This window comes from Pseudomonas sp. AC112 (assembly GCF_979253545.1).
On sequence record NZ_CEEDCM010000001.1, the window covers coordinates 3,042,989 to 3,067,421 of the forward strand.

The following is a 24,433-nucleotide window of genomic DNA, read 5'->3' on the forward strand; positions in this document are numbered from 1 at the left end:
TGAACAATAAAAACCCAGGGGCAAGGGGTGAGCGGGCAACCGAACACGTGACAGTCTGGAAGCGGGCTGTCTGAATAAGTTTTGCCCGCGAGGGCAAGTTTCCATAAGCAATTTCGAGAGACGGATGAACATCACCACCTTAGCCAAACGCACGTGCCTGCTTATCTCGCTGATCATCACCCCGGCCGCCTGGGCGGTTGAAATGGTGCCGGCTTCACCGCAACTGGCCGCCAAGTCCTGGGTCCTCATGGATGCCGCCAGTGGCAACGTGCTGGTCGAGAGCAACGGTGACCAGCGCCTGCCGCCTGCCAGCCTGACCAAACTGATGACCGCCTACATCGCGACCCTGGAAATCCGTCGCGGCCAGATCGGCGAGAACGACCCAGTGACTGTCAGCGAAAACGCCTGGCGCACCGGCGGTTCGCGGATGTTCATCAAGGTCGGCTCGCAAGTCACCGTGAGCGACCTGCTGCACGGCATCATCATCCAGTCCGGTAACGACGCCAGCGTCGCCCTGGCCGAGCACATCGCCGGCAGCGAAGACGCATTCGCCGACATGATGAACAAAACCGTGGCCGACCTGGGCATGACCAACAGCCACTTCATGAACCCGACCGGTCTGCCGAACCCAGAGCACTACTCGTCGGCTCATGACATGGCGATCCTGGCGCGCGCGATCATCCGTGTCGACCCGGTGCACTACGCGATCTACTCCCAGAAGGAGTTCTTCTGGAACAACATCAAGCAGCCTAACCGCAACCTGTTGCTGTGGCGCGACAAGACCGTCGATGGCCTGAAAACCGGCCACACCGACGAAGCCGGCTACTGCATGGTGTCGTCCGCTGTACGTGATGGCCAACGCCTGATCGCCGTGGTCTTCGGCACCAACAGCGAGCAGGCCCGTGCGGCTGAGACACAAAAACTGCTGACCTACGGTTTCCGTTTCTTCGAAACCCAGACCTTCTATCAGAAGGGTGCTGAACTGGCGACCGCGCCCGTGTGGAAAGGCGCTACCTCCCAAGTCAAAGCCGGCCTGGCTGAAGACCTGACCCTGACCATGCCTAAAGGCCAGCTGAAGAAGCTCGCAGCCAGCATGACCATGAACCCGCAATTGGTTGCCCCAATCGCCAAGGGTGACGTGATCGGCAAGGTCGAAGTGAAGTTGGACGACAAAGTGGTTCACAGTGCCGACCTGATCGCGCTGGACGCCGTCGACGAAGGTGGTATCTTCCGCCGCGTCTGGGATAGCATCCGTCTATTCTTCTACAGCTTGTTCAACTGATTGTGTGCACCTGCAAAGCCCCGTGTTGATCCGACGCGGGGCTTTGCCCGTCGCCACGGCTTACGCTTACGAGGCCGTTACGCCATGACCGATAAAGAAGTAAAGGCGCCAAAGATCGAATTCCCGGTGGTGGACTATCCCATCAAGGTGATCAGCGATACCGGTGTCGGCCGTAAAGACCTGATTCTCGAGATCGTGCGTAAACACGCGACGATCAACGATCAGCGCGTGGATGAGCGATCCAGCTCTACCGGCAAATACACGACGATCCAGTTGCACATTGTTGCGACTGATCAAGACCAGCTTTACAACATCAACAGCGAACTGCGGGCCACCGGCTTCGTGCACATGGTGCTGTGATGTCTCACGTCCTGGGCTTTCGCGAGCTCGGCCGGATGGACTACGAGCCCGTCTGGCACGCCATGCAGCGCTTCACCAATGAGCGCGGCACGTCGGCCCCCGATGAGATCTGGCTGGTGGAACATCCGCCCGTCTTCACCCAGGGTCAGGCCGGCAAGGCCGAGCATCTGTTGCTGCCGGGGGATATTCCGGTGGTGCAGGTCGACCGTGGGGGGCAAGTGACTTACCATGGGCCGGGTCAACTGGTGGCTTATCTGCTGCTGGACGTGCGCAAGCTTGGGTTTGGCGTACGTGACCTGGTCAGCCGTATGGAGGCTTGCCTGATCGAGCTGTTGGCCAGTTACGGCGTGAGCGCCGCGGCCAAGCCCGATGCACCCGGTGTGTACGTGGACGGCGCGAAAATCGCCTCCCTGGGGTTGCGCATTCGCCACGGGTGTTCCTTTCATGGCTTGGCCCTGAATGTGGACATGGACCTGGCACCGTTCCGGCGCATCAACCCGTGTGGCTATGCCGGGTTGGCGATGACGCAACTGAGCGACCACGCCACACCGATTAAATTTGCCGAGGTAAGTGCCCGGCTGCGTGCGCAGCTCGTCAAACACCTCGACTATGCTGAGCAGACGACCCTTACGGGCGGAATCGACTGATTATGACTACTGATGCAGTGCAAACCATGATCCCGACGCTGGACATCACCGAGCGTCCGGCCCCGGCCCCGCGTGCCAAGGTGGAAGCCGGCGTCAAGCTGCGCGGCGCCGAGAAGGTTGCACGCATCCCGGTGAAGATCATTCCGACCACCGAACTGCCGAAGAAGCCTGACTGGATCCGCGTGCGCATCCCGGTTTCGCCGGAAGTCGACCGTATCAAGGCCTTGCTGCGCAAGCACAAGCTGCACAGCGTGTGCGAAGAAGCGTCCTGCCCGAACCTGGGCGAGTGCTTCTCCGGCGGTACCGCCACCTTCATGATCATGGGTGACATCTGCACCCGTCGTTGCCCGTTCTGCGACGTCGGCCACGGCCGTCCGAAGCCATTGGACGTCAACGAGCCGGAAAGCCTGGCCATCGCCATCGCCGACCTGAAACTCAAGTACGTGGTGATCACTTCGGTTGACCGCGACGACCTGCGTGACGGCGGTGCCCAGCACTTTGCCGACTGCATCCGCGAAATCCGCAAGCTGTCGCCAAACGTGATGCTCGAAACCCTGGTGCCGGACTACCGTGGCCGTATGGACGTGGCGCTGGAAATCACCGCCGCCGAGCCGCCGGACGTGTTCAACCACAACCTGGAAACCGTGCCGCGCCTGTACAAGGCCGCGCGTCCGGGTTCTGACTACCAGTGGTCGCTGACCCTGCTGCAGAAATTCAAGCAGATGATGCCGCACATTCCGACCAAGTCCGGCTTGATGCTGGGCCTGGGCGAGACCGACGAAGAAGTGATCGAAGTCATGAAGCGCATGCGCGAACACGACATCGACATGCTGACCCTGGGCCAGTACCTGCAACCGTCGCGCAGCCACTTGCCGGTACAGCGTTTCGTGCACCCGGACACCTTCGCCTGGTTCGCCGAGGAAGGCTACAAGATGGGCTTCAAGAACGTGGCTTCCGGCCCGCTGGTGCGCTCCTCGTACCATGCGGACGAGCAGGCCAAGCTGGTCAAGGCGAGCCTGGTTTCGTAATACAGATCCGGGCAACACCGCTGATCCAATGTGGGAGTGGGCTTGTGTGGGAGCCGGGCTTGCCCGCGATGCAGACGCCTCGGTACAACAGATGCACCGAGGTGATGCCATCGCAGGCAAGCCAGCTCCCACACAAGCCCGCTCCCACATTTGGTTCTGCGTTGGGTAAGGAGAATTGTGGATGACTGTCGCCGTACCTGCCTTGCGACCCGAAGGCACCATCGCCCTGATCGCCCCCGCCGGCCCCGCCACCCTGGACGTCGAAAAAGCCGGCCAATGGATGCGCGCCCGCGGCTACGACCTGCGCATCTTCCCCGGCGTCTATGAGCGCGACGGCTACCTCGCCGGTAGCGATAAAACCCGCCTCGCCGACCTTCACAAAGCCTTTGCCGACCCTGAAATCGATGCGATCTTCTGCCTGCGCGGCGGCTATGGCACGCCACGCTTGCTCGACAGCCTGGACTTCGACCTGCTGCGGGCCAACCCCAAACCCTTCGTGGGTTACAGCGACATCACCGCGTTGCACCTGGCAATCAGCCGCTACGCAGGTTTTGTGACCTTCCATGGCCCGATGCTGAATGCCGACCTGCTCGGCGGCAAGCAACAACCCACCGAGTCCTCCCTGTTCAGCCTGCTGCGCGGCCAACTGGGCGCCGGTAGCGAGTTGGTGCACCCGGTGGCCTACCCGTTGACCACCATCGAGCCTGGCATCGCCTGCGGGCGCTTGCTGGGCGGCAACCTGTCGATGATCGCCGCGGTGATGGGCACGCCTTACGAAATCGACGCCGACGGGATCATCTTGCTGATCGAGGACGTCAACGAGCCGATCTATCGCATCGACCGCCTGCTCACGCACCTGCGCCTGGCGGGCAAGCTGGCGCAGGTGGCCGGCGTGCTGGTCGGGGATGTGGCGGGCGTGGACAGTGCCGCGCTGGAGCGCCTGCTCAAGCAGACCTTCGAACCATTGCGCATTCCGGTGCTGTCCGGCTGGCGCAGTGGGCATTGCGATCCGAACCTGACGCTGCCGATGGGTGCGTTGGTACGGTTGGATGCGGGGGAGCAGCGGTTGGTGCTTGAGCAGGACGTAGTCTTCCGCTAAATGCACAACGTGTAGGCGTCCGGCTTGCCGGCGATGGGGCCCTTAAGTCCAATGGACGACTTTAGGCCACAATCGCCGGCAAGCCGGGCTCCTACAGGAGAACTCAGCGGTTCTGCAGCGATTCCAGCAGTTTCACCGTCGGATACCCATCCGCCGGCCAGCCCAGCGCCTGCTGCGCCGCACGAATCGCCTTGCGCGTGTTGGCGCCGATAATCCCGTCCGGGTTGCCCGCGTCATAGCCGTTGGCACTCAGGGCCGTCTGCAGGTCGATGCGCTGCGAGCGGCTCAGCGGCAGCTCATCTTTTGGCCAATCGCCACGAATCACACCACCGCCACCGAAGCGTTCCGACAACAGGCCTACCGCCAGTGCATAGGACGACGAGTTGTTGTACTTGAGGATCGCGCGGAAATTATCCAGCACCAGGAACGCCGGGCCACGATAACCCGCCGGCAGCAGCAGGGCGGCGGACAGTTGGTCGACGTTGGGCGGCATGCTTGCACCCGGTGGCAGTTGGATGCCCAGTTTCAGCCATTCAGCGACCGTCTTGCGAATGCCGCCGTCGGCCAGGGCGTAATCGAAGTTCGCCGGCAGTTGTTTCACCTCAAAGCCCCACGGTTGGCCTTTCTGCCAGCCGGAGCTTTGCAGGTAGTGTGCGGTGGAGGCGAGGGCATCGGACGGGCTGTTCCAGATATCGCGGCGACCGTCGCCGTCGAAGTCCACGGCGTGGGTGTTGTAGGTGGTCGGGATAAATTGGGTCTGGCCCATGGCGCCGGCCCAGGAGCCTTTCATCTGGTCGGCCTGGATATCGCCGTGCTGGATGATCTGCAGCGCCGCCAGCAACTGCGCCTGCGCGAACGCCGGGCGACGGCCTTCGTAGGCCAGGGTCGCGAGGGAGCGGATCACCGAGTTGTTGCCCTGGAATTGGCCGAAGTTGCTCTCCATGCCCCATACCGATACCAGCGCCTGGCGGTCGACGCCATAACGTTGTTCGATGCTTTGCAGGATATCGGCGTACTTGACCAGCAATGCCTGGCCATTACGCACGCGCACGGGCGACAGGGCGCCATCGAGGTATTCCCATACCGGACGGGAAAATTCCGGCTGGCTGCGGTCGGCGCGGATCACCGCCATATCGGGGGTGACGTCGGCGAAGGCCGTGTCGAAGACGGCAGGGGTGATACCGGCCTGCAGGGCCTGCACACGAAAGGCGGCCTGCCATTCGGCGAAGGTCTGGGTCGGTTGGATATCAAGGTTATCCACAGCCAGCGGGGCCACGACGGCGGGCGCTACCACAGGTGCGGTCTGGAGCTTGGGCAGCGGTTGAGCGTCGGCGGCGGTGGGTTTCTCCGCACAGGCGACAAGCAAAATGAGGCTGGAGGCAGCGATCAGTTGGCGAAGGTGCCAACGACGGGAAAGACTAGAGGGCATGCACAGGTCCAGGGATTACAAATCAGGTACAGACCTTATCATGCCAGAGGGGCGCTTGCCTTCAGGCAGCCAGAAAGTAAGAAGCCTCCCAGCTATTAGACTGGAAGGCTTCGCGGCGGTAGCTGCCTTTGCCCTTGCCGGCGCGTTCCTGACGGCTGCGGAACAGTGGCTGGGCGATGATGGATTTGGCCTTGTTGGGGCCATGCTTGGATGGCTTTTTGCTCATGATCGGTACTCTCGGCAGGTGGGATGAGGCGGTGCAAATCATCTGCCGAAGTTGGGCTGCTGTAAAGCCCGGCGATAGGTAGGAAAGTCACGCATCACCTGTAGGAGCCGGCTTGCCGGCGATGGCGGTCTTGGGATCACCGTTACCGTCAACGGCCCCATGGCCAGCAAGCCGGCGCCTACAGAGGGCGTTGGTTATTCGGCGGGGAGGGTCAGGCGCTGGCCGGCCATCAACAGCGACAAACGGCTCAGGCTCATCCACGGCGAACCCGCCGCCTGGCCTTTGATCTGCGCGTCGATCCGCTGCGCTTCCAGCAACAATTGCGCCCAGCGTTGCGCCGAGTGCCGTTGCAGCGCTTTGCTCATCAGCGGCTTGCGCTTGTCCCATACCGGTGGCCGGGCTTGGCTGAAGGCTTTGTCCAGCGGTGTGCCCTGGCTGTATTGCAGGGCAATATTGGCCAGTACCCGCAGTTCCCGGGCCAGGGCCCAAAGAATCACCGGCGGCTCCACGCCTTCGCCGCGCAGGCCTTCCAGCATGCGCAGGGCGTGGGCGGGTTCGCCATTGAGAATCGCGTCCACCAGCCCGAAGACATCAAAGCGTGCGCTATCCGCCACGGCGCCCTGGACGGTCTCGACGGTAATCTGCCCGTCTTCGGCCATCAGCTTGAGCTTTTCGATCTCCTGGGCGGCGGCCAGCAAGTTGCCCTCGACCCGAGCCGCGATCAGCTCCACTGCATCCTGGGTCGCCGACAGCCCGGATTGGGACAGGCGTTGGCGAATCCATTGCGGCAATTGGCTGCTGTCCACCGGCCAGATCTGGATGAACTGGGTCTGCGCCCCTTCCACCAGGGCTTTGCCCCATTTGGTTTTCTGCGCGCTGCCGTCGAGCTTGGGCAGGCTGATCAACAGCACCGTGTCCTCGGCCGGTCGCGAGCAGTATTCCATCAGGGCGGCGGCGCCTTTGTCGCCAGGCTTGCCCGACGGCAGGCGCAGTTCCAGCAGGCGTTTTTCGGCAAACAGCGACATGCTCGCGCCGGCTTGCAGCAACGTGCCCCAATCGAAACTGGCGTCGGCGCTGAAGACCTGGCGTTCGTCGAAACCTTGCTGGCGTGCAGCGGTGCGAATGGCGTCGGCGGCTTCCTGGCACAGCAGCGGGTCATCACCGCTGACAATGTAGACAGGCGCAAGGCCACCTTGCAGGTGTTTGGCGAGTTGGGCGGGGGCGAGTTTCATAGGCAGGGTAAACGGGGCGCTTGAGGCGCCCCGTTTGGCTTACTCGACAGGGACTTCAACAGGCGACTGTTTCGGCGTGTTGTCTTCGTACTCTTTGGCAGCTTTCAGCGCGTCGGCGTCGGCCTTGGCCTTGTTGTCAGCTTGTTGCTGCAAGGTCTCAAGTTGTTCCGGAGTGATCATCGACAGGCGCAGAACCATGCGCTGTACCAGCTCGCGACGTATTTCCTTGCGCACCTGGATGATTTCGGAATCCGAACCCACCAGGTTGTTGCCGTCGTGGCTGACGATTTTCTGGATCTGGACGTCGTCACTCATCAATGGCAAGTGGTCGCGGCCCTGGATTTCAAAGCTGAGCACGGTGCTCAGTTCGATGTCGGACGCACGGCCAGCGCTGGCGTAGCTCAGGTTACGCTGGGTTTGCTTTTCATTGGCCAGGAACAGCTTGTAGGTCGCGCCGGTGTAGACGTGAACGCCGCTGTTTTCCAGGACCTGACGCAGCTGGGTCACTGTCTCGCTGTAGGCGTCACGGGCACTGAGGTCCAGTTCCTTGATCGCCAGTTCGTTGGTGCCGGTACCGCGCAGCTGGAAGCCGCAAGCGCTCAGCAGCACGGCAAGGCCCATCACCAGCAAATTGCGTTTGATCATTTTGTTGCTCCCCTTGAAACCATGTGGGCCTTATCGAGGCCCTGAAGGCTTTGTTCGGCGCAGGGCTCAAGCCCTGCGCCCGATCCGATTAGCTAGCGACGATATTGACCAGTTTGCCAGGCACCACGATCACTTTGCGGATCGTCAGGCCTTCGGTAAAGCGCAGCACGTTCTCGTTGACGCGGGCAGCCGCCTCGACGTCTTCGCGGCTGGCGATGGCCGGCATGTCGATCTGGCCACGCAGTTTACCGTTGACCTGGATCACCAGTTGCAGGGTGTCCTGTACCAGGGCGCTGTCATCCTGTACCGGCCAGCGCGCATCGATGACGGCGTCGCTGTGGCCCAGGCGGTTCCACAGGTCGTGGCTGATGTGCGGCGTGATCGGGGCCAGCAGCAGGGTGACCGTTTCCAGGCCTTCCTGTACCAGCGCACGGTCCTGCTCAGTGACCTGCGGCGCTTTTTCCAGCACGTTCATCAGCGTCATCACCTGGGCGATGGCGGTGTTGAATTTGTGGTTCTGGCCCACGTCCTGGCTGGCTTGCTTGATGGCCAGGTGGGTGCTGCGGCGAATGAGCTTCTGCTCGTCGCTCAAGGTTGCCACGTCCAGTTTGCCCGGCAGGCCCTGGCTGATGTGGGCGTGCGCCAGGCGCCAGACGCGCTTGAGGAAACGGTGCGAGCCTTCAACGCCGGAGTCGGACCATTCGGCACTCATGTCAGGCGGCGAGGCGAACATCATGAACAGGCGGCAGGTGTCGGCGCCGAACTGATCGATCATCGACTGCGGGTCAACGCCGTTGTTCTTCGACTTGGCCATCTTCTCGGTGCCGCCGATTTCCACCGGCAGGCCGTCGGCGATCAGCTTGGCGCTGATGACCTTGGCTTTGCTGTCGCGCTCAAGCTCAACGTCCGCCGGGTTGAACCAGGTGTAGGCGCCATTGGCTTCACGGCGATAGTAAGTCTCGGCGACCACCATGCCCTGGGTCAGCAGGTTCTTGAACGGCTCATCGGAGCTCACCAGGCCTTCGTCACGCATCAGCTTGTGGAAGAAGCGCGCGTACAACAGGTGAAGGATGGCGTGTTCGATACCGCCGATGTACTGGTCCACCGGCAGCCAGTGGTCAGCCGCGGATTTTTCTACCAGGCCGCCCTCATAGTGCGGCGAGGCGTAGCGGGCGTAGTACCACGAGGACTCGACGAAGGTGTCCATGGTGTCGGTTTCACGCTTGGCAGGCTGGCCGCATTTCGGGCAGTTGCACTCGTAGAACTCGGGCATGCGCGCCAATGGCGAACCGGCGCCGTCCGGCACCACGTCTTCCGGCAGGACGACTGGCAGTTGGTCTTCCGGTACTGGCACGTCGCCACAGCTTTCGCAGTGGATGATCGGGATCGGGCAGCCCCAGTAGCGCTGTCGGCTGATGCCCCAGTCGCGCAGGCGGAACTGGGTGCGCGAGGCGCCGAGGTTTTTCTTGATCAGTGCAACTTCGATGGCGTCAAAAGCGCCTTGGAAGTCCAGGCCATCGAACTCGCCGGAATTGATCAGCTCACCGTGCTCGCCGTAGGCGTCTTGCCACGGTGCCGGGTTGGTGTCGCCGGAGCTGGTGCGCACCACGGATTTGATCGGCAGGCTGTACTTGGTGGCGAATTCGAAATCGCGCTCGTCGTGAGCCGGCACAGCCATGACGGCGCCATCGCCGTAGTGCATCAGCACGTAGTTGGCGACCCATACCGGCAGCTTTTCACCGGTGAGCGGGTGTTCGACGAACAAGCCGGTCGGCAGGCCTTTTTTCTCCTGGGTGGCGACGTCGGCCTCGGCCACGCTGCCGCCTTTGCATTCGGCGATGAACGCCTGCAGCTCAGGGTTGTTCTGTGCAGCCTGGGTGGCCAGCGGGTGTTCGGCGGCCACGGCGACGTAGGTCGCGCCCATCAGGGTGTCCGGACGGGTGGTGAAGACTTTGAGTGCGCCCGCTTCGCCGATCGAGTCAACGTTGTACGGGAACTGCACTTCCATGCCCTTGGACTTGCCGATCCAGTTGCGCTGCATGGTCTTGACCTGTTCAGGCCAGCCCGGCAGGTCGTCGAGGCTCGACAAGAGCTCATCCGCATAGGCGGTGATCTTGAAGTAATACATCGGGATTTCGCGCTTTTCGATCAGCGCGCCGGAACGCCAGCCGCGACCGTCGATCACTTGTTCGTTGGCCAGTACGGTCTGGTCGAGCGGGTCCCAGTTCACGGTGCCGCTCTTCTTGTAGATCACGCCTTTTTCGAACAGGCGCGTGAACAGCCACTGTTCCCAGCGGTAGTAGTCCGGCTTGCAGGTGGTCACTTCGCGCGACCAGTCCACCGCCAGGCCCAGGCTGCGCAGCTGGGTCTTCATGTAGGCGATGTTTTCGTAGGTCCACTTGGCGGGGGCCACGTTGTTTTTCATCGCGGCGTTTTCCGCCGGCATGCCGAAGGCGTCCCAACCCATGGGTTGCAGGACGTTCTTGCCTTGCATGCGCTGGTAACGGGAAATCACGTCGCCGATGGTGTAGTTACGCACGTGCCCCATGTGTAGCTTGCCGCTGGGGTAAGGGAACATCGATAGGCAGTAGTAAGTCTCCTTGCCTGGCTGTTCACTGACTTCAAAGGACTTTTGCTCGTCCCAGAAGGTTTGGGCGGCATTTTCTATTTCACGGGGCTGATATTGTTCGTGCATGGCTACTTTTGAACTGAATAGGGGTGGCCTAATCCTCTTCGGTGCAACGTTCAGGTTGATCGACACCAAAAAGCGGCGCGTCCGTGCCCAAACCCTGCGGGAAGTGGAGTTACAGGAAGCGCCGTAGCATACATGACCCCACTCTATCGAGGGAAACCCTGATTGCGCCGGCAGGGCCGTCTGTCGCGGCGCCAGGCAGGTGCAGCCATGGGGGCTACGCTGTTTATTGGGGAGTGAGTCATATCTTCAATGAGGTGAGGGGATGGTTGAATCGCAGCGAATCGCAACGAAACCGGATATCTACGAAGGACTGATCGACCGATTGGGTCGTGCATTGGATGCAGCGAGGACAGCGGGCCGATTGCGTGATGAACGGCCTGTTGAGTTGGAACTGCGTGGGCTTAGCCGCGCGGAGCTGGAACTGATCAACGCTTATCTGGAACGCAATGGGCGCAGTGCGCCTCCCTGGGTGGCAACCCCGCCAATCAAGGAGCCCACGCATTCAGCCAAGGTGGTGTGGCTCAAGGACTTGTCGGCCGGTCGTGGCCCGGAAAAGCTCCGGTCCGCCCGCTACAAGTAATTCACTCCCCCCTGAACTGCATCATCGCTCTATGTCACCGCAAGACAGGTCACCGTAAAGATTGTCGCTAAACCCCGTTACACCTTAGGCTTCGGGCATCTATGGAGATGCCCGATGCCTATTCGTTACTTCATCAAACAACTGCTCCTGCCGCCCGGCATTCTCTTGCTGCTGTTGGCCCTTGCCTGGTGGTTTCGTCGCAGCCGCCCGCGCTTGGCCGCGTGCTGCTTTGCCCTGGGCCTGGGCGGCATGTGGCTGATCAGCCTGCCGGTGATGGTGGAGTGGGGGGCTCGAGCCCTGGAAACCGAGCCGCCGCTGGCCCGCGAGGACTGGAGCACCCTGGCCCAGCGTGCCGATGCCATCGTGGTGTTGGGTTCGGGGCGTGAGCGTGGTGACCCGGCGTGGGGCTCCGACCAACCCACTGGTATCGGCCTGGAGCGCCAGCGCTACGCCGCACGACTGGCCAAGGCGTCCGGGCTGCCGGTGCTGACCACTGGCGGTCTGCATTACGGCACGCCGCCCAGCGAGGCCGAGTTGATGGCCGTGTCGATGCAGGATGACTTCGGCGTGACGGTGCGCTGGAAGGAAGAACGCAGCCGGACCACTTGGGAAAATGCGCAGATGAGCGCCGAGATTCTGCTGCCGGAGGGGATCAAGCGCGTGGTGGTGGTGACCCAGGCCTGGCACATGCCGCGTTCGGTGTGGAGCTTCGAGAAAGCCGGCTTTACCGTGGTGCCGGCGCCCGTGGGGTTTCTGGGGGTGGACAACGCCAGGCCGCTGGGCGGCTGGATGCCGGAGTTTGTAGCGGTGTGGCGCAGCGGGCAGTTGATCAATGAAGCGGCGGGGCAGATAGGTTACCGATTGTTCTACCGATAACACCGCACATGCAAATGTGGGCTTGCCTGCGATGGCAGACTGCCGGCCGGCACATTTGCTGGCTGACCCACCGCTATCGCAGGCAAGCCAGCTCCCACATTGTCATGTGCATGACGGTCAGACGGTCTTGGACATCCGGCCCGCCAGCAGCGCCCAGCCAAACAGCCCCAGGCACACAATGATCAACGGCCACGAACGCCATTGCAGGTACGGCGTGAGGTTGTGCATCGGCACCACTTCGCCGTAGAGGATGCCGCGCTCGAATTGCGGGATCTGCGCGGTGATCTGCCCAAAAGGGTTGATCAGCCCGGTCACGCCATTGTTGGTGGCGCGGATCATCCAGCGACCGGCTTCCAGTGCACGCATCTGCGCCATTTGCAGGTGCTGCAGCGGGCCGATGGAGCGGCCGAACCAGGTGTCGTTGCTGATGGTCAGCAGCAAATCGCTCTGCGCAGACAGGCCTGCGGCGAACTCCGGGTACACCACTTCGTAGCAGATGAACGGCGCAATCTGATAGCCCTTGGCCTGCAGCATCGCCTGGTCGGACGGGCCGCGCGCGAAGTCCGACATCGGCAGGTCGAAGAAGGCGATCAAGCCACGCAGCATGTCCTGCAGCGGCACGTATTCGCCGAACGGTACCAGTTTCTGCTTGAGGTAGGTGCCGTCGCCTTCGCCGACCACGGTGATGCCGTTGAAGTAGCGCTTCTGGTGATGCACTTCCTGGCGGATCGGTACGCCAGTGATCAGCGCGGTGTGCCGGTCGGCGGCGAACTTGCCCATCATGCCCAGGTAGCCTTCGACAGACTCTTTGAGCACCGGCACGGCGGTTTCCGGCCACACCAGCAGGTCGACGGGCTTGGAGGTGAAGCTCATGTCGCGGTACAGCGCGAGCTGTGCGTTGAGCTGCTCCGGGTCCCATTTCATGCTTTGTTCGACGTTGCCCTGGATGGCCGCCACGGTCAGTGGCGCACCCGAAGGCGCCGTCCAGGCGTGGTGCTTGAGCGCCAGGCCGATCGCCCAGGGCGCAACCAGCAACACCAGGCCCGCACCGATAAATGCGTTGCGCTTGCCAGCCAGCAGGCGCGGCAGATTGCACAGCAAGGCTGCCGTGAGTGCCAGGGCAAAGGAGATCAGCCACATGCCACCCACTGGGGCCAAGCCCGTCAGCGGGCCGTCAAGCTGGCTGTAGCCGGAGTACAGCCACGGGAAACCAGTGAGGAACCAGCCGCGAAACGCTTCCTGGCCCACCCACAGCGCAGCAAACGTCAGCGCATCGGCCAATGGCGCTTCATTGCGACGCAACCAGCGGGCCCACAGCCAGGCGGGCAGGGCGAAGAACCAGGCAATCGCGGCGGTGAACAACAGCATCAAGAACCCGGCCAGCAGCACCGAAGCGCCGCCGAAATGGTGGATGCTGTAGTAGATCCAGCTGGTGCCGGCGCCGAACAGGCCGAAACCAAAACACCAGCCACGCCCCAGGGCCTGGCGCGGGCTCAGGTCCCGCAGCCCTACGTAGAACACCCCGACCGCGACCAGCGCAAACGGCCACAGGTCGAACGGCGCCAGCGCCAGGGTGGTGATGGCGCCGGCCACCACGGCCAGCAAATTACCGGGCCAGCCGGGGCGGGTTAGGCGCTGCATGTCATTCCTTAGCGGGCAATGGGTGTCAGGCGAATCAGATGGATCCTGCGGCTATCGGCATTCAGGATGCGGAAGCGATAAGCGCCGATCTCGGTGGTTTCGTTACGCTTGGGCAGGTGCCCGAATGCACTCATCACCAGGCCGCCGACGGTGTCGAACTCGTCGTCGGAGAATTCGCTGTCGAAGAACTCGTTGAAGTTCTCGATCGGCGTCAGCGCCTTGATCAGGAAGTCACCGCTGGGCAGCGGCTTGATGTAGCTGTCTTCTTCAACGTCGTGTTCGTCTTCGATGTCGCCGACGATCTGTTCCAGCACGTCTTCAATGGTCACCAGGCCGGCCACGCCGCCGTATTCGTCGATCACAATGGCCATGTGATTGTGGTTGGCGCGGAACTCACGCAGCAACACGTTCAGGCGCTTGGATTCAGGCACGAAGGTGGCCGGACGCAGCAGGTCCTTGATGTTGAAGCTGTCACCGTTCTCCTTGAGGATCAGCGGCAGCAGGTCCTTGGCCAGCAGGACGCCCATGACGTCGTCATGGCTTTCACCGATCACCGGGTAACGCGAGTGCGCCGAGTCGATCACGGCCGGGAGGAACTCCCGTGGGGTCTGGGTCGCCTTGATGCTGATCATCTGCGAGCGCGGGACCATGATGTCGCGTACTTGCAGGTCAGCCACCTGGATGGCGCCTTCGACGATGGCCAGCGCTTCGCTGTCCAGCAACTTGTTCTGATGGGCCTCGCGCAGCAGCTCAAGCAGCTCCTGGCGGTTTTTCGGCTCGTGGGCAAAAGCCTGGGTCAGTTTACCCAGCCATGACTTCTGCCCGTTGCTCGATCGGTCTTCGCTCATAGCGATTACTCTGAATCCTTTATTGTTACAGTTGAGTGTTTTTAAACGTCGTCGTCTGCATACGGGTCCGGATGACCCAATTCTGCAAGCAACGTTTGTTCCAGTGTTTCCATTTCCTCGGCTTCGTCATCGTCTATATGGTCGTAACCCAAGAGATGCAAGCAGCCGTGGATGACTAGATGGGCCCAATGGGCCTCAAGTTCCTTGCCTTGTTCCTTTGCCTCGCGCTCCACCACGGCGACACAGATGACCAGATCGCCCAGCAGCGGGATATCCAGCAGTTCATCCGGCACATCGGCGGGAAAGGACAGCACGTTGGTCGCGTAGTCTTTCTGGCGCCAGGTGTGATTCAGTTCACGGCCCTCGGGCTCGTCCACCAGTCGAATGGTCAGTTCCGAGTCGGCGGTGCGCTGGCGCAGGGCCAGGGCACACCATTGGCGGAACTGGGCTTCACTGGGGGCGGGCGCATCGGTGGCCAGCTGTAGGTCAAGCTCAAGCATCGCGGCGAACGTCCTTGGACAGCCCGTCATCGCGGTGTTCGAAGCGCTCGTAGGCTTCGACAATGCGCTGTACCAGCGGGTGACGCACCACGTCCTTGGGCGAGAAGTGCGTGAAACTGATGCCCGGCACGTCCTTGAGTACTTCAATCACATGGCTCAAGCCCGACTTGGTGCCCTTGGGCAGGTCAACCTGGGTAATGTCGCCGGTGATAATGGCCGTGGAGCCGAACCCGATGCGGGTCAGGAACATCTTCATCTGCTCGACGGTGGTGTTCTGGCTTTCGTCGAGGATGATGAAACTGTTGCTCAAGGTGCGGCCGCGCATGTAGGCCAGCGGGGCGATCTCGATCACCTGGCGCTCGATCAGCTTGGCGACGTATTCGAAGCCGAGCATCTCGTACAGCGCGTCGTAGAGCGGGCGCAAGTACGGGTCGATCTTCTGGGCCAGGTCACCGGGCAGGAAGCCGAGTTTTTCGCCGGCCTCGACCGCTGGGCGCACCAGCAGGATGCGGCGTACTTGCTCACGCTCCAGCGCGTCGACCGCGCAGGCCACGGCCAGGTAGGTCTTGCCGGTACCGGCGGGGCCGATGCCGAAATTGATATCGTTACCGAGGATTGCCTTGACGTACTTCTGCTGATTCAAGCCCTTTGGGCGAATCATGCCTTTCTTGGTACGCAGGGCCACGCTGGCTTCAGCTACTGGGTTGTTGGCCAAGTCTTCCACAGCCGATTCCTGTAAATACAGGTGCACGATTTCTGGCGACAGCTCGCTACCCTTGGTTTCGCGGTAGAGACGGCGCAGCAGATTTTCTGCAGATTTAGTGTGCAGGGCCTCACCAATGAGCTCGAACTGATTGCCGCGATTGCGGATCTCGATGCCCAGGCGTTGTTCGATCAGGCGCAGGTGCTCGTCGAACTGTCCGCACAGGTTGGCGAAACGGAGAGCCTCAAAGGGCTCGAGGATAAAACGATGGGGTTCTACTATGGGTGCGTTCAAGGTCGCTTTTAGCCGCCCTTTGGCTGTTAAGGTGAAAGAGAGAATAACGCCAGTGGCGCGGGTACGAAAGCACTTACGTTATCGGAATGCTGCGCGGTCTAAATGTGGGAGCGGCTTGCTCGCGAAGGCGTTGGGTCAGCCAATGCGTGTATCGACTGAACCGCCGCCTTCGCGAGCAAGCCCGCTTCCACATTTTGATCTCCGTCAGTCAATGATACCGATGGGTTACGGGATCAACGACCCACGCAGCGAATGGGGCTGCGCCGCATCGATGTGCACGTCGGCAAACTGGCCGATCAGGGTCGGATTATCGCAACGGAAGTTTACGATTCGGTTGTTCTCGGTACGGCCCTGCAGCTCGCCCGGGTCTTTTTTCGAGTAGTCGGTGACCAGGATGCGCTGGGTGGAACCGACCATTTGTCGGCTGATCTCGAAACCCTGCTGGTTCAAGCGATGTTGCAGCGCGTTGAGACGCTCTTTTTTCAGCGCTTCCGGGGTGTCATCCGCCAGGTCGGCGGCCGGGGTGCCGGGGCGCTGGCTGTAGACGAATGAATAAGAGAAGTCGAAACCGACGTCCTCGATCAACTTCATGGTCTGCTCGAAGTCTTTTTCGGTTTCACCGGGGAAGCCGACGATAAAGTCCGAACTGATGCAGATGCCCGGCACCGCCGCGCGCAATTTGCGCAGTTTGGATTTGTATTCCAGGGCGGTGTGGTTGCGCTTCATGGCCGCCAGGATGCGGTCCGAACCCGATTGCACCGGCAGGTGCAGGTGCTTGACCAGTTCCGGCACTTCCGCGTGGGCCTGGATCAGGCTGTCGGAGAACTCCAGCGGGTGCGAGGTGGTGTAGCGAATCCGCTCGATACCGTCCACGGCGGCCACCACGCGGATCAGCTCCGCCAGGTCGGCCAGGCGGCCATCGTCGGTGAGGCCACGGTAACCGTTGACGTTCTGGCCCAGCAGGGTCACTTCACGCACGCCGTTTTCGGCCAGGTGGATGATTTCCGACAGTACGTCGTCAAACGGCCGGCTGACTTCTTCGCCTCGGGTGTAAGGCACCACGCAGAAGGTGCAGTACTTGCTGCAGCCTTCCATGACCGACACATAGGCGCTTGGACCATCGATACGTGGCTCGGGCAAGTGGTCGAATTTCTCGATCTCGGGGAACGACACGTCAACCTGCGGCAGCTTGGTGAAGCGTGCGGCGTCGATCATTTCCGGCAAGCGGTGCAGGGTCTGCGGGCCGAAGACCACGTCGACATAGGGCGCGCGGTCGCGGATCGCGGCGCCTTCCTGGCTGGCCACGCAACCGCCGACGGCGATCACCATGTCCGGGTTGGCCAGTTTCAATTCGCGCCAGCGGCCCAGCTGCGAGTACACACGGTCCTGGGCCCGCTCGCGGATCGAGCAGGTATTGAGCAGGATCACGTCGGCATCTTCGGCGCGGGCGGTGACTTCCAGGGCCTGGTGTTCGCCCAGCAGATCGACCATGCGCGAGCTGTCGTACTCGTTCATCTGGCAACCGTGGGTTTCGATGTAAAGCTTCTTGGCCATGGGGATCGTCAACTGGTGGTAAAGAACCGCGCATTATAGGGGGCATGCCCATTGGTTCCTAGCGTTGTGCATCGGGTGCCATGCTATAGTTCGCGCCCTCTTTTATATCCCCGATGTGTTGTTCGCCCACCATGACCAAACGTGAAGCTCCAATCTACAAGGTGATTTTCCTCAACCAGGGCCAGGTGTTCGAAATGTACGCCAAGCAGATCTATCAGAGCGATCTGTGGGGTTTCCTGGAGGTGGAAGAGTTCGTCTTTGGCGAGCGCACCCAATTGGTCGTCGACCCGGGCGAAGAGAAACTCAAGGCTCAGTTTGAAGGCGTGGTGCGCAGTTTTGTGCCGATGCATTCGATTGTGCGCATCGATGAAGTCGAGCGCTTGGGCACGCCGAAGATCAGCGAGGCACGGGGCACCAGCAATGTGATGCCATTCCCGATGCCGATGCCTGAAAAATAACACTCCATGTGTAGGAGCCGGCTTGCCTGCGATGGCGATCGTAAGGGCGCTATCGCCGGCAAGCCGGGCTCCTACAAGGTAACGGTGTTTTCAAGGAAGGGGTGAGAAGGGCGAGCGCCCATCGGCACTCTGCAATTCCTGCAGGTAGTTGCGGAAAATCTGGCCCAGTACCTGGGTGGCCACTTCCAACTCATCGCGCTGCATGTGCTCGGCGACTTCGTCGGCGGTGTCCAGTGCGTCTTCGGCGCCGTTGACCGCGGCCATTTTCAGCACGATGTAGGCCTGGACGTTATTGGCCGGCACGCCTTCGCCTTTGAAGAACATGTTGCCCAATTCGAATTGCGCCTGGGCGTGGCCCTGCAACGAGGCTTTCTCGAAGTAGCTCAAGGCTTTGTTGAGGTCGCGGGCAGGGTTTTTGCTGTCGTGGAAGTACTCGCCCAACTCGTATTGCGCCTGCGCATCCCCACCATCGGCCTGTTTCTGGCACGCGCTCAGCGCTTCGGCCTGGCTGTCTGGCTGGGTATTGAGGGTGCAACGACCCATCGCTGGGATTAACAACGAGTTGCCGCCTGCTTGTGCATGTGCCAGCAGCGGCTGAAGGAGCAACAGGCAGCCCAGAACCAGGGTGCGGCCGGTGCGTTTCATGGGAATCGACTTACCTCTGACGGGGCACGCGGACCCTCGGGGGATCCAATAAGCGCGCATTATGAAATAAGCAGGCCTCTGCTTACAAAGTCTTTACTCGTTTTTCTGCTGCTTGGGCAAGTTATCTGCCGGATTGCAGGTGAATTCTCGAAAAAACTCGGAAATCTCTGTAAGCAAAGTAGCAAATCAGACACCGTTTGGCCGGTGCCTGATTTTTTCGGCCTTTTATTTCAGTGCGGCGAAGGCGCGTTCGGCGGCGTCGAGGGTCAGTTTCAACTCGACGTCGCCATGGGCGATCGAGGTGAAGCCGGCTTCGAAAGCGCTAGGTGCCAGGTACACGCCGCCTTCCAGCATCAGGTGGAAGAAGCGTTTGAACAAGTCGGCATCGCTGCCCATTACGTCATCAAAGGTGACAATGTCGTCGGCGCCGCTGAAGTACAGGCCGAACATCCCGCCCGCCTGGGTGGTAACAAACGGGATACCGGCGGCATCGGCACGTTGTTGCAGGCCGTCGAGCAGGCGTGTGGTGTAGTCGGTCAGCTCGGCGTGGAAGCCCGGGCGGCTGATCAGGCGCAGGGTGGTCAGGCCGGCGGCCATGGCCAGCGGGTTACCCGACAAAGTACCGGCCTGGTACACCGGGCCCAGTGGCGCGATGTGCTGCATGATTTCACGCTTGCCGCCGAAGCAGCCCACGGGCATGCCGCCGCCGATGATCTTGCCGAAGGTGCTCAGGTCTGGCGTGACACCGTAGTGCGCCTGTGCGCCACCGAGGGCGACACGGAAACCGGTCATCACTTCGTCGAAAATCAGCACCACGCCGTGCTTGTCGCACTGCTCGCGCAGGCCTTCTAGAAAGCCCGGCGCTGGCGGTACGCAGTTCATGTTGCCCGCCACCGGCTCAACGATGATGCACGCCACGTCCTGGCCGACTTCGCTGAGCATCTGCTCGACGGCGGCGATGTCGTTGAACGGCAGGGTCAGGGTGTGTTTGGCAAACGCAGCCGGCACGCCGGCCGAGCTCGGTACACCTTGGGTCAGCGCACCGGAGCCGGCCTTGACCAGCAGGCTGTCGGAATGGCCGTGGTAGCAGCCTTCGAACTTGATGATGCTGTCACGGCCAGTGAAGCCACGGGCCAGGCGGATCGCGCTCATGGTGGCTTCGGTGCCGGAGCTGACCATGCGCACCATCTCCATCGACGGCACGATGCTGCATACCAAATCCGCCATTTCGGTTTCCATGGCGGTCGGCGCACCGTAGGACAGGCCGTGTTCCAGCTGCTTGCGCACCGCGTCCAGCACGTCCGGGTGGCTGTGGCCGAGGATCATCGGGCCCCAGGAACCCACGTAGTCCACGTAGCGTTTGTCATCTTCGTCGGTGACGTAGGCGCCTTCGGCATGCTTGAAGAACAACGGCGTGCCGCCGACGCTCTTGAACGCACGCACGGGGGAGTTCACACCGCCGGGGATGTGTTTCTGGGCATTGGCAAACAGCGTTTCGGAACGGGACATGATGGGGCTCTCTAAACTGAAATTTTAAGCAGATCGTTGAACGCGCGCGCGCGGCGCGTGACTTCCTGGGTCGTGTCGGCGCCAAACAGGCCGTGCACCACCGCCAGCAGGTCGGCACCGTGGGCCACCAAGGGTTCGGCGTTCTCAAGGGTAATGCCGCCGATCACACAGATTGGCAAGTGCAAGCGCGCGCGGGCCTGGGCCAGCATCTCGACGGTGGCGGCGGGGGCGCCGGGCTTGGTGTTGGAATTGAAGAAGCGGCCGAAGGCGACATAGCTGGCACCTTCCTTGGCCGCTTGCTCGGCCAGTTCGATCTGGCTGTGGCAGGTCGAGCCGATGATGGCCTTGGAGCCGAGCAGCGCACGGGCTGGGGTCAGTGGGCCGTCGGTTTGGCCCAGGTGCACGCCGACACCGAGGCGCGCGGCCAATTCAGCGTCGTCGTTGATGATCAACTGGGTCTTGTAGCGCGAGCACAGTTCCCGCAGCTTTTCTGCTTCGCGCAGGCGTCGGGCTTCGTCGCTGCTTTTGTCGCGGTACTGCAGCAGGGTCACGCCACCGTCCAGCGCCGCTTCGACGTAGGCGAGGAATTTGCCGGCCAACAGTTGGCTGTCGGTAATGGCGTAAAGGCCACGTAGTTTCATCGGGCAGGCCTCTTGGTCTTAAGAGCAGAAATCCAGCGGCAACCGGCGCGGTACAAATTGGCCCTGGCCGAGTTGTTCAGCGTCACGCAGGGTGCGCCAAGTGTAGTTGAGGGCCGATTGCACGGCGCTCACCAGCCCTTCGCCCTGGGCAATTCGACCCGCCAGTGCGCTGGCCAGCGTACAGCCCGAACCGTGATAACTGCCGGGCAGGCGCTGGCAGGTAAAGGTCTGGCGTGTGCCATCGCGGCTGTAGAGGCGGTTGTGCACTTCGTGCTCGTCGCCGTGGCCACCGGTAATCAACAGGTGCTTGATGTAGGGCAGCAGCTTCTCGGCGCATTCGTCTGCGGTGCCCTCAGGCAGCTCGGCGAGGATGCGTGCCTCGGGCAGGTTCGGCGTGGCGATCAGCGACAGCGGCAACAACCGCTCGCGCATCGCATAGCCGACTTCATCCTTGCCCAGGCTGCCACCGCCGCCGGCACGCAGCACCGGGTCGCACACCACCGGCAGGTGCGGGTGCGCCTGCAGCAGTTCGACCACGGTGTCGACCATCGCGGTGGAACCGAGCATGCCCAGCTTGACCGCCGCCACTTCGGAGTCACCGAGCACGGCATTGGCCTGGGCCAGTACCCATTCGCGGTCGAGCACGCGGAAATCGCTGACGTTGACCGTGTTCTGCACGGTCAGGGCGGTGACGGCTGGAGCCGCATGGCAACCCTGGGCGAGCAGGGCTTCGATATCTGCCTGCAAGCCGGCGCCACCACTGGGATCATGGCCGGAGAGACAGAGGACAACGGGGCGAGAGCTGTAGATATTCATGGTGCGCGAGCTTACCACCAAACGCTTTTGGCGGGGCCGTCTGGCGATGGTTGAATTTTGCCGGGCGAGCGACGATTTTTTGGCGCGTGACTTGACGTCAAAAATCCTCTGTAAGGCCTGTTCTAGAGCCTTTCAAAAAATTATTTCAATGGTGTCCAATAGCCTTTAGTGGCTATGCTAGAGTGGATCCAAACTACTTACTGTATTGCCGGTGTACGTCTTCTCAAAAGGAATGGGGGGCTTTTTGACATAACCGGACAGGCCACGCTGGGGCTCTATGCGCTATTTGCTGATTTTATTGTTGTGCGGGCTGCCGATGCTCGCCAGCGCCATCGAGTTCACTCAGGACACGCGAAGCCTGCCGTTGGGCCGAGCCATGCAAGTGCTCGAAGACCCGACCGATGCCCTGACCATCGCCGATGTCACATCCCCCACCTACGGCGCACAGTTCAAGACTCACGACAAAGCCACCCTCAATGCCGGTTATTCACGCTCGGTGTTCTGGCTTAAAGTCGACCTGCATTACCTGGCCAAAGACCCGCGCTCCCCGCGCACCTGGTTCCTGGAGCTGGCCTACCCGCCGTTGAACCGCCTGGACCTGTACCAGCGCGACACCACCGGCAACTATCGACTCACCGCCCGCACCGGCAGCGCATTGCCGTTTTCCAGCCGGCAAGTGCGCCAGAGCAATTATTTGTTCAAGCTCAACTTTGTGCCCGACCAACAGGAAACCGTCTACCTGCGCCTCCAGAGCCAAGGCTCGATCCAGGCACCCTTGACGCTCTGGTCCGGCACCGCGTACCTGGAAGAGCAGCCGCTGCGTCTGTACGTGCTGGGAGCGATCTACGGCGTATTGCTGGGGATGTTGATCTACAACCTGTTCATCTACCTGAGCGTGCGTGACACCAGTTACCTGTATTACATCCTTTATATCGCCTCGTTCGGCCTGTACCAGTTGTCGGTCAACGGCGTGGCCGCGGAGTATTTCTGGCCGAACAACCCGTGGTGGACCAACGCCGCGGTGCCGTTCCTGATTGGCTCGGCGGCGCTGTTCGGTAGCCTGTTTGCGCGCAGCTTCCTGCACACCGCCCAGCACAGCCGCTGGATCAATCGTCTGTTGCTCGGGCTGGTGGGCTGCGGCGCCGTGGTGATGCTGCTGGCGCTGATGACCAGTTACGCCTTGGCGTTGCGCCTGGCGACTGGCCTGGCGCTGGTGTTTACCGTGACCATCTTCGTGGCCGCCATCAAGGCCTGGTATTGCGGGCAGCGCATGGCGCGTTATTTCATCATCGCCTGGTCGGCGTTCCTGCTGGGCGGGGTCGTCAACACGATGATGGTGTTGGGCTACCTGCCGAATATGTTCCTGACGATGTACGCCAGCCAGATCGGCTCGGCCATTGAAGTGGCCCTACTGTCCCTGGCCCTGGCGGACCGCATCAACGGCATGCGCGAGCAACAGGCGCAGATCCTCTTCGATGCCAGCCAGAAGCTCGAAGTGCTCAACCAGCAACTGGCCCGCAGCAACCGGCTCAAGGATGAATTCCTCGCCACCCTGACCCACGAACTGCGTACCCCCATGAACGGCGTGATCGGCTCTCTCGAACTGATGCAGACCGTGCCTTTGGATGCGGACCTGGCGCAGTACCAGCAAACCGCCGCCGGCTCGGCGCGGGACATGATGCGCATGGTCAACGGCATCCTCACCCTCACCGAGCTGCAGGCCGGACGCCTGAGCGCCCAGTCCCAAGTATTCAGCCTGCGCGGCGCACTCGACACGCTGCGCCAGCAGTTCAGCGCCAGCGCCCAGAGCAAAGGCCTGGCGTTTTCCATCGACGTGGCGGACGAACTGCCAGACCGCGTGCAAGGTGACGTCGACAAACTCCTGCAATGCCTGGACTGCCTGCTGGATAACGCGTTCAAATTCACCCACGAAGGTTCGGTTCGCCTGCGTGTGGTCGGCGTGCCCCACAGTGACGGTCGCTTGCGCCTGAGCTTTATCGTCACCGACACGGGTATCGGCTTTGCTTTCCTCGATGAAGCGACCCTGTACCAGCGTTTCTTCCAGCTCGATGGTTCCACCACGCGCGAGTACGGCGGCCTGGGTATCGGCCTGGCCATCTGCCGACAACTGATCGAGTTGCTGGGCGGGCGGCTTACCCATCATTCCGAGCCCCGCAAAGGCAGCCGCTTCCAGCTGGAAGTGGAAGTCAGCCCGGTGCCAACCGAGTCCAAACCAGTGCCCCATCGGCAACGCGCGCCACAGGAGTGCTCAGTGCTGTTGGTGGATGACAACAGCGTCGGCCAACTGGTTGTGCGCGGCATGCTGCTCAAACTGGGTTACCGGGTGAAAACCGTGGACAGCGGCGCGAACGCCTTGGCTGCCTTGCAGAGTGGGAATTTCGACGCGGTGCTGTTGGATATTCCCGAAGGTGGGTTTTCGTTGTGCTGCCAGATTCGTGCACTGCCTGGCTGCGGTGAGCTGCCGGTGATCGCCTTGAGTACCTCGCTGAATGTGTCGGAGCGCGAGCATTGTCACGGCGTCGGTGTCTCGGACCGCCTGGCCAAACCGGTGCGTTTCGAGGCACTGCAGGCGGTGCTGGAGCGCCGGTTGCTGGGCCCGGTAGAGGGCGAAAGCGCCGGACATTCGGCGGGTATGCCACTTTTTTAAGCGGTATGACGGTGCTTAACTGAAATTCGGGCCTCAACTGAACGTGGCCTTTTTTTC

Annotated in this window: 23 protein-coding genes; 9 read left to right on the forward strand and 14 right to left on the reverse strand. The window is 61.6% G+C overall.

Annotated features, from left to right (window positions below; all coding sequences use genetic code 11):
• Positions 1–124 precede the first annotated feature (124 nt).
• From AC0IYN_RS14155 to AC0IYN_RS14175, 5 genes are all read left to right on the forward strand, one after another.
• On the forward strand, positions 125–1,282 hold the full coding sequence (locus tag AC0IYN_RS14155) for a D-alanyl-D-alanine carboxypeptidase family protein (protein WP_015886062.1): 1,158 nt from the start codon (positions 125–127) through the stop codon (positions 1,280–1,282).
• An 84-nt stretch (positions 1,283–1,366) separates the two neighbouring features.
• Positions 1,367–1,642: a DUF493 domain-containing protein gene (locus tag AC0IYN_RS14160; RefSeq protein WP_015886061.1), complete on the forward strand. Its 276-nt coding sequence runs from the start codon at positions 1,367–1,369 to the stop codon at positions 1,640–1,642.
• Positions 1,642–2,289, forward strand: coding sequence for a lipoyl(octanoyl) transferase LipB (lipB, locus tag AC0IYN_RS14165; RefSeq protein WP_010206783.1), 648 nt, complete (start codon positions 1,642–1,644; stop codon positions 2,287–2,289). The genes AC0IYN_RS14160 and lipB overlap by 1 nt, the downstream gene beginning before the upstream one ends.
• 26 nt (positions 2,290–2,315) lie before the next feature.
• A complete protein-coding gene (gene lipA / locus AC0IYN_RS14170) occupies positions 2,316–3,317 on the forward strand; it encodes a lipoyl synthase (RefSeq protein WP_057444888.1) in 1,002 nt (333 codons plus the stop codon).
• Positions 3,318–3,498: 181 nt separating this feature from the next.
• Positions 3,499–4,416, forward strand: a complete 918-nt coding sequence (locus AC0IYN_RS14175) for a S66 peptidase family protein (RefSeq protein ID WP_471841837.1) — start codon at positions 3,499–3,501, stop codon at positions 4,414–4,416.
• Positions 4,417–4,519: 103 nt separating this feature from the next.
• Here the strand turns inward: AC0IYN_RS14175 and AC0IYN_RS14180 are convergent, their stop codons facing one another.
• From AC0IYN_RS14180 to leuS, 5 genes are all read right to left on the reverse strand, one after another.
• On the reverse strand, positions 4,520–5,845 hold the full coding sequence (locus tag AC0IYN_RS14180) for a lytic murein transglycosylase (RefSeq protein WP_078050329.1): 1,326 nt from the start codon (positions 5,843–5,845) through the stop codon (positions 4,520–4,522).
• A gap of 61 nt (positions 5,846–5,906) precedes the next feature.
• Positions 5,907–6,071: an alternative ribosome rescue factor ArfA gene (gene arfA / locus AC0IYN_RS14185; RefSeq protein ID WP_003176285.1), complete on the reverse strand. Its 165-nt coding sequence runs from the start codon at positions 6,069–6,071 to the stop codon at positions 5,907–5,909.
• 194 nt (positions 6,072–6,265) lie between these two features.
• Positions 6,266–7,303, reverse strand: a complete 1,038-nt coding sequence (holA, locus tag AC0IYN_RS14190; RefSeq protein WP_078050328.1) for a DNA polymerase III subunit delta — start codon at positions 7,301–7,303, stop codon at positions 6,266–6,268.
• Between the two features lie 39 nt (positions 7,304–7,342).
• Positions 7,343–7,948 (reverse strand): LPS-assembly lipoprotein LptE, encoded by a 606-nt coding sequence (locus tag AC0IYN_RS14195; protein WP_406596887.1) that lies wholly within the window; start codon positions 7,946–7,948, stop codon positions 7,343–7,345.
• Between the two features lie 88 nt (positions 7,949–8,036).
• The gene (gene leuS, locus AC0IYN_RS14200; RefSeq protein ID WP_471841841.1) at positions 8,037–10,643 is read right to left on the reverse strand and encodes a leucine--tRNA ligase; all 2,607 of its coding nucleotides are present in this window, start codon (positions 10,641–10,643) and stop codon (positions 8,037–8,039) included.
• A gap of 262 nt (positions 10,644–10,905) precedes the next feature.
• On the opposite strand from leuS, the gene AC0IYN_RS14205 reads away from it, so the two are divergent.
• Positions 10,906–11,223 carry a hypothetical protein gene (locus AC0IYN_RS14205; RefSeq protein ID WP_457249110.1) on the forward strand — a complete coding sequence of 106 codons (318 nt, stop codon included), beginning with the start codon at positions 10,906–10,908 and terminating at the stop codon, positions 11,221–11,223.
• 114 nt (positions 11,224–11,337) lie between these two features.
• Positions 11,338–12,099 carry a YdcF family protein gene (locus tag AC0IYN_RS14210; protein WP_471841843.1) on the forward strand — a complete coding sequence of 254 codons (762 nt, stop codon included), beginning with the start codon at positions 11,338–11,340 and terminating at the stop codon, positions 12,097–12,099.
• Between the two features lie 117 nt (positions 12,100–12,216).
• On the opposite strand, the gene lnt is transcribed toward AC0IYN_RS14210, so the two are convergent.
• The 5 genes from lnt to miaB form a co-directional block, all read right to left on the reverse strand.
• Positions 12,217–13,740: an apolipoprotein N-acyltransferase gene (gene lnt, locus AC0IYN_RS14215; RefSeq protein WP_457239201.1), complete on the reverse strand. Its 1,524-nt coding sequence runs from the start codon at positions 13,738–13,740 to the stop codon at positions 12,217–12,219.
• Positions 13,741–13,748: 8 nt separating this feature from the next.
• Complete coding sequence (locus tag AC0IYN_RS14220; protein WP_010206772.1) at positions 13,749–14,588, reverse strand: HlyC/CorC family transporter; 840 nt, start codon at positions 14,586–14,588, stop codon at positions 13,749–13,751.
• A 41-nt stretch (positions 14,589–14,629) separates the two neighbouring features.
• Positions 14,630–15,088, reverse strand: a complete 459-nt coding sequence (gene ybeY / locus AC0IYN_RS14225; protein ID WP_126570779.1) for an rRNA maturation RNase YbeY — start codon at positions 15,086–15,088, stop codon at positions 14,630–14,632.
• Positions 15,081–16,085: a PhoH family protein gene (locus AC0IYN_RS14230; RefSeq protein WP_406596891.1), complete on the reverse strand. Its 1,005-nt coding sequence runs from the start codon at positions 16,083–16,085 to the stop codon at positions 15,081–15,083. The genes ybeY and AC0IYN_RS14230 overlap by 8 nt, the downstream gene beginning before the upstream one ends.
• Before the next feature lie 225 nt (positions 16,086–16,310).
• Complete coding sequence (gene miaB / locus AC0IYN_RS14235) at positions 16,311–17,639, reverse strand: tRNA (N6-isopentenyl adenosine(37)-C2)-methylthiotransferase MiaB (protein ID WP_100492092.1); 1,329 nt, start codon at positions 17,637–17,639, stop codon at positions 16,311–16,313.
• A gap of 131 nt (positions 17,640–17,770) precedes the next feature.
• Here miaB and AC0IYN_RS14240 point away from each other — a divergent pair, with 131 nt between their 5' ends.
• Positions 17,771–18,097: a DUF1820 family protein gene (locus AC0IYN_RS14240; RefSeq protein WP_003194436.1), complete on the forward strand. Its 327-nt coding sequence runs from the start codon at positions 17,771–17,773 to the stop codon at positions 18,095–18,097.
• A gap of 90 nt (positions 18,098–18,187) precedes the next feature.
• Here AC0IYN_RS14240 and AC0IYN_RS14245 read toward each other — a convergent pair whose 3' ends face one another.
• The 4 genes from AC0IYN_RS14245 to AC0IYN_RS14260 form a co-directional block, all read right to left on the reverse strand.
• Positions 18,188–18,742, reverse strand: a complete 555-nt coding sequence (locus tag AC0IYN_RS14245) for a tetratricopeptide repeat protein (RefSeq protein WP_010206766.1) — start codon at positions 18,740–18,742, stop codon at positions 18,188–18,190.
• Positions 18,743–18,967: 225 nt separating this feature from the next.
• On the reverse strand, positions 18,968–20,251 hold the full coding sequence (gene hemL, locus AC0IYN_RS14250; protein ID WP_406596892.1) for a glutamate-1-semialdehyde 2,1-aminomutase: 1,284 nt from the start codon (positions 20,249–20,251) through the stop codon (positions 18,968–18,970).
• A gap of 11 nt (positions 20,252–20,262) precedes the next feature.
• Positions 20,263–20,892, reverse strand: a complete 630-nt coding sequence (thiE, locus tag AC0IYN_RS14255) for a thiamine phosphate synthase (protein WP_406596893.1) — start codon at positions 20,890–20,892, stop codon at positions 20,263–20,265.
• 18 nt (positions 20,893–20,910) lie between these two features.
• The gene (locus tag AC0IYN_RS14260; protein WP_049711392.1) at positions 20,911–21,708 is read right to left on the reverse strand and encodes a hydroxymethylpyrimidine/phosphomethylpyrimidine kinase; all 798 of its coding nucleotides are present in this window, start codon (positions 21,706–21,708) and stop codon (positions 20,911–20,913) included.
• Between the two features lie 277 nt (positions 21,709–21,985).
• Between AC0IYN_RS14260 and AC0IYN_RS14265 the strand changes: the two genes are divergently transcribed.
• Positions 21,986–24,376 (forward strand): hybrid sensor histidine kinase/response regulator, encoded by a 2,391-nt coding sequence (locus AC0IYN_RS14265; RefSeq protein ID WP_471841853.1) that lies wholly within the window; start codon positions 21,986–21,988, stop codon positions 24,374–24,376.
• Positions 24,377–24,433: the final 57 nt, after the last annotated feature.

Coding starts and splice junctions, on each gene's coding strand:
- AC0IYN_RS14210 (WP_471841843.1), top strand. CDS start 11,338: ATGCCTATTCGTTACTTCATCAAACAACTGCTCCTGCCGCCCGGCATT.
- leuS (WP_471841841.1), bottom strand. CDS start 10,643: ATGCACGAACAATATCAGCCCCGTGAAATAGAAAATGCCGCCCAAACC.
- AC0IYN_RS14245 (WP_010206766.1), bottom strand. CDS start 18,742: ATGAAACGCACCGGCCGCACCCTGGTTCTGGGCTGCCTGTTGCTCCTT.
- AC0IYN_RS14195 (WP_406596887.1), bottom strand. CDS start 7,948: ATGATCAAACGCAATTTGCTGGTGATGGGCCTTGCCGTGCTGCTGAGC.
- miaB (WP_100492092.1), bottom strand. CDS start 17,639: ATGGCCAAGAAGCTTTACATCGAAACCCACGGTTGCCAGATGAACGAG.
- lnt (WP_457239201.1), bottom strand. CDS start 13,740: ATGCAGCGCCTAACCCGCCCCGGCTGGCCCGGTAATTTGCTGGCCGTG.
- thiE (WP_406596893.1), bottom strand. CDS start 20,892: ATGAAACTACGTGGCCTTTACGCCATTACCGACAGCCAACTGTTGGCC.
- AC0IYN_RS14175 (WP_471841837.1), top strand. CDS start 3,499: ATGACTGTCGCCGTACCTGCCTTGCGACCCGAAGGCACCATCGCCCTG.
- AC0IYN_RS14155 (WP_015886062.1), top strand. CDS start 125: ATGAACATCACCACCTTAGCCAAACGCACGTGCCTGCTTATCTCGCTG.
- AC0IYN_RS14220 (WP_010206772.1), bottom strand. CDS start 14,588: ATGAGCGAAGACCGATCGAGCAACGGGCAGAAGTCATGGCTGGGTAAA.
- AC0IYN_RS14260 (WP_049711392.1), bottom strand. CDS start 21,708: ATGAATATCTACAGCTCTCGCCCCGTTGTCCTCTGTCTCTCCGGCCAT.
- lipB (WP_010206783.1), top strand. CDS start 1,642: ATGTCTCACGTCCTGGGCTTTCGCGAGCTCGGCCGGATGGACTACGAG.
- ybeY (WP_126570779.1), bottom strand. CDS start 15,088: ATGCTTGAGCTTGACCTACAGCTGGCCACCGATGCGCCCGCCCCCAGT.
- AC0IYN_RS14180 (WP_078050329.1), bottom strand. CDS start 5,845: ATGCCCTCTAGTCTTTCCCGTCGTTGGCACCTTCGCCAACTGATCGCT.
- lipA (WP_057444888.1), top strand. CDS start 2,316: ATGATCCCGACGCTGGACATCACCGAGCGTCCGGCCCCGGCCCCGCGT.
- arfA (WP_003176285.1), bottom strand. CDS start 6,071: ATGAGCAAAAAGCCATCCAAGCATGGCCCCAACAAGGCCAAATCCATC.
- AC0IYN_RS14205 (WP_457249110.1), top strand. CDS start 10,906: ATGGTTGAATCGCAGCGAATCGCAACGAAACCGGATATCTACGAAGGA.
- AC0IYN_RS14240 (WP_003194436.1), top strand. CDS start 17,771: ATGACCAAACGTGAAGCTCCAATCTACAAGGTGATTTTCCTCAACCAG.
- hemL (WP_406596892.1), bottom strand. CDS start 20,251: ATGTCCCGTTCCGAAACGCTGTTTGCCAATGCCCAGAAACACATCCCC.
- AC0IYN_RS14265 (WP_471841853.1), top strand. CDS start 21,986: ATGCGCTATTTGCTGATTTTATTGTTGTGCGGGCTGCCGATGCTCGCC.
- holA (WP_078050328.1), bottom strand. CDS start 7,303: ATGAAACTCGCCCCCGCCCAACTCGCCAAACACCTGCAAGGTGGCCTT.
- AC0IYN_RS14160 (WP_015886061.1), top strand. CDS start 1,367: ATGACCGATAAAGAAGTAAAGGCGCCAAAGATCGAATTCCCGGTGGTG.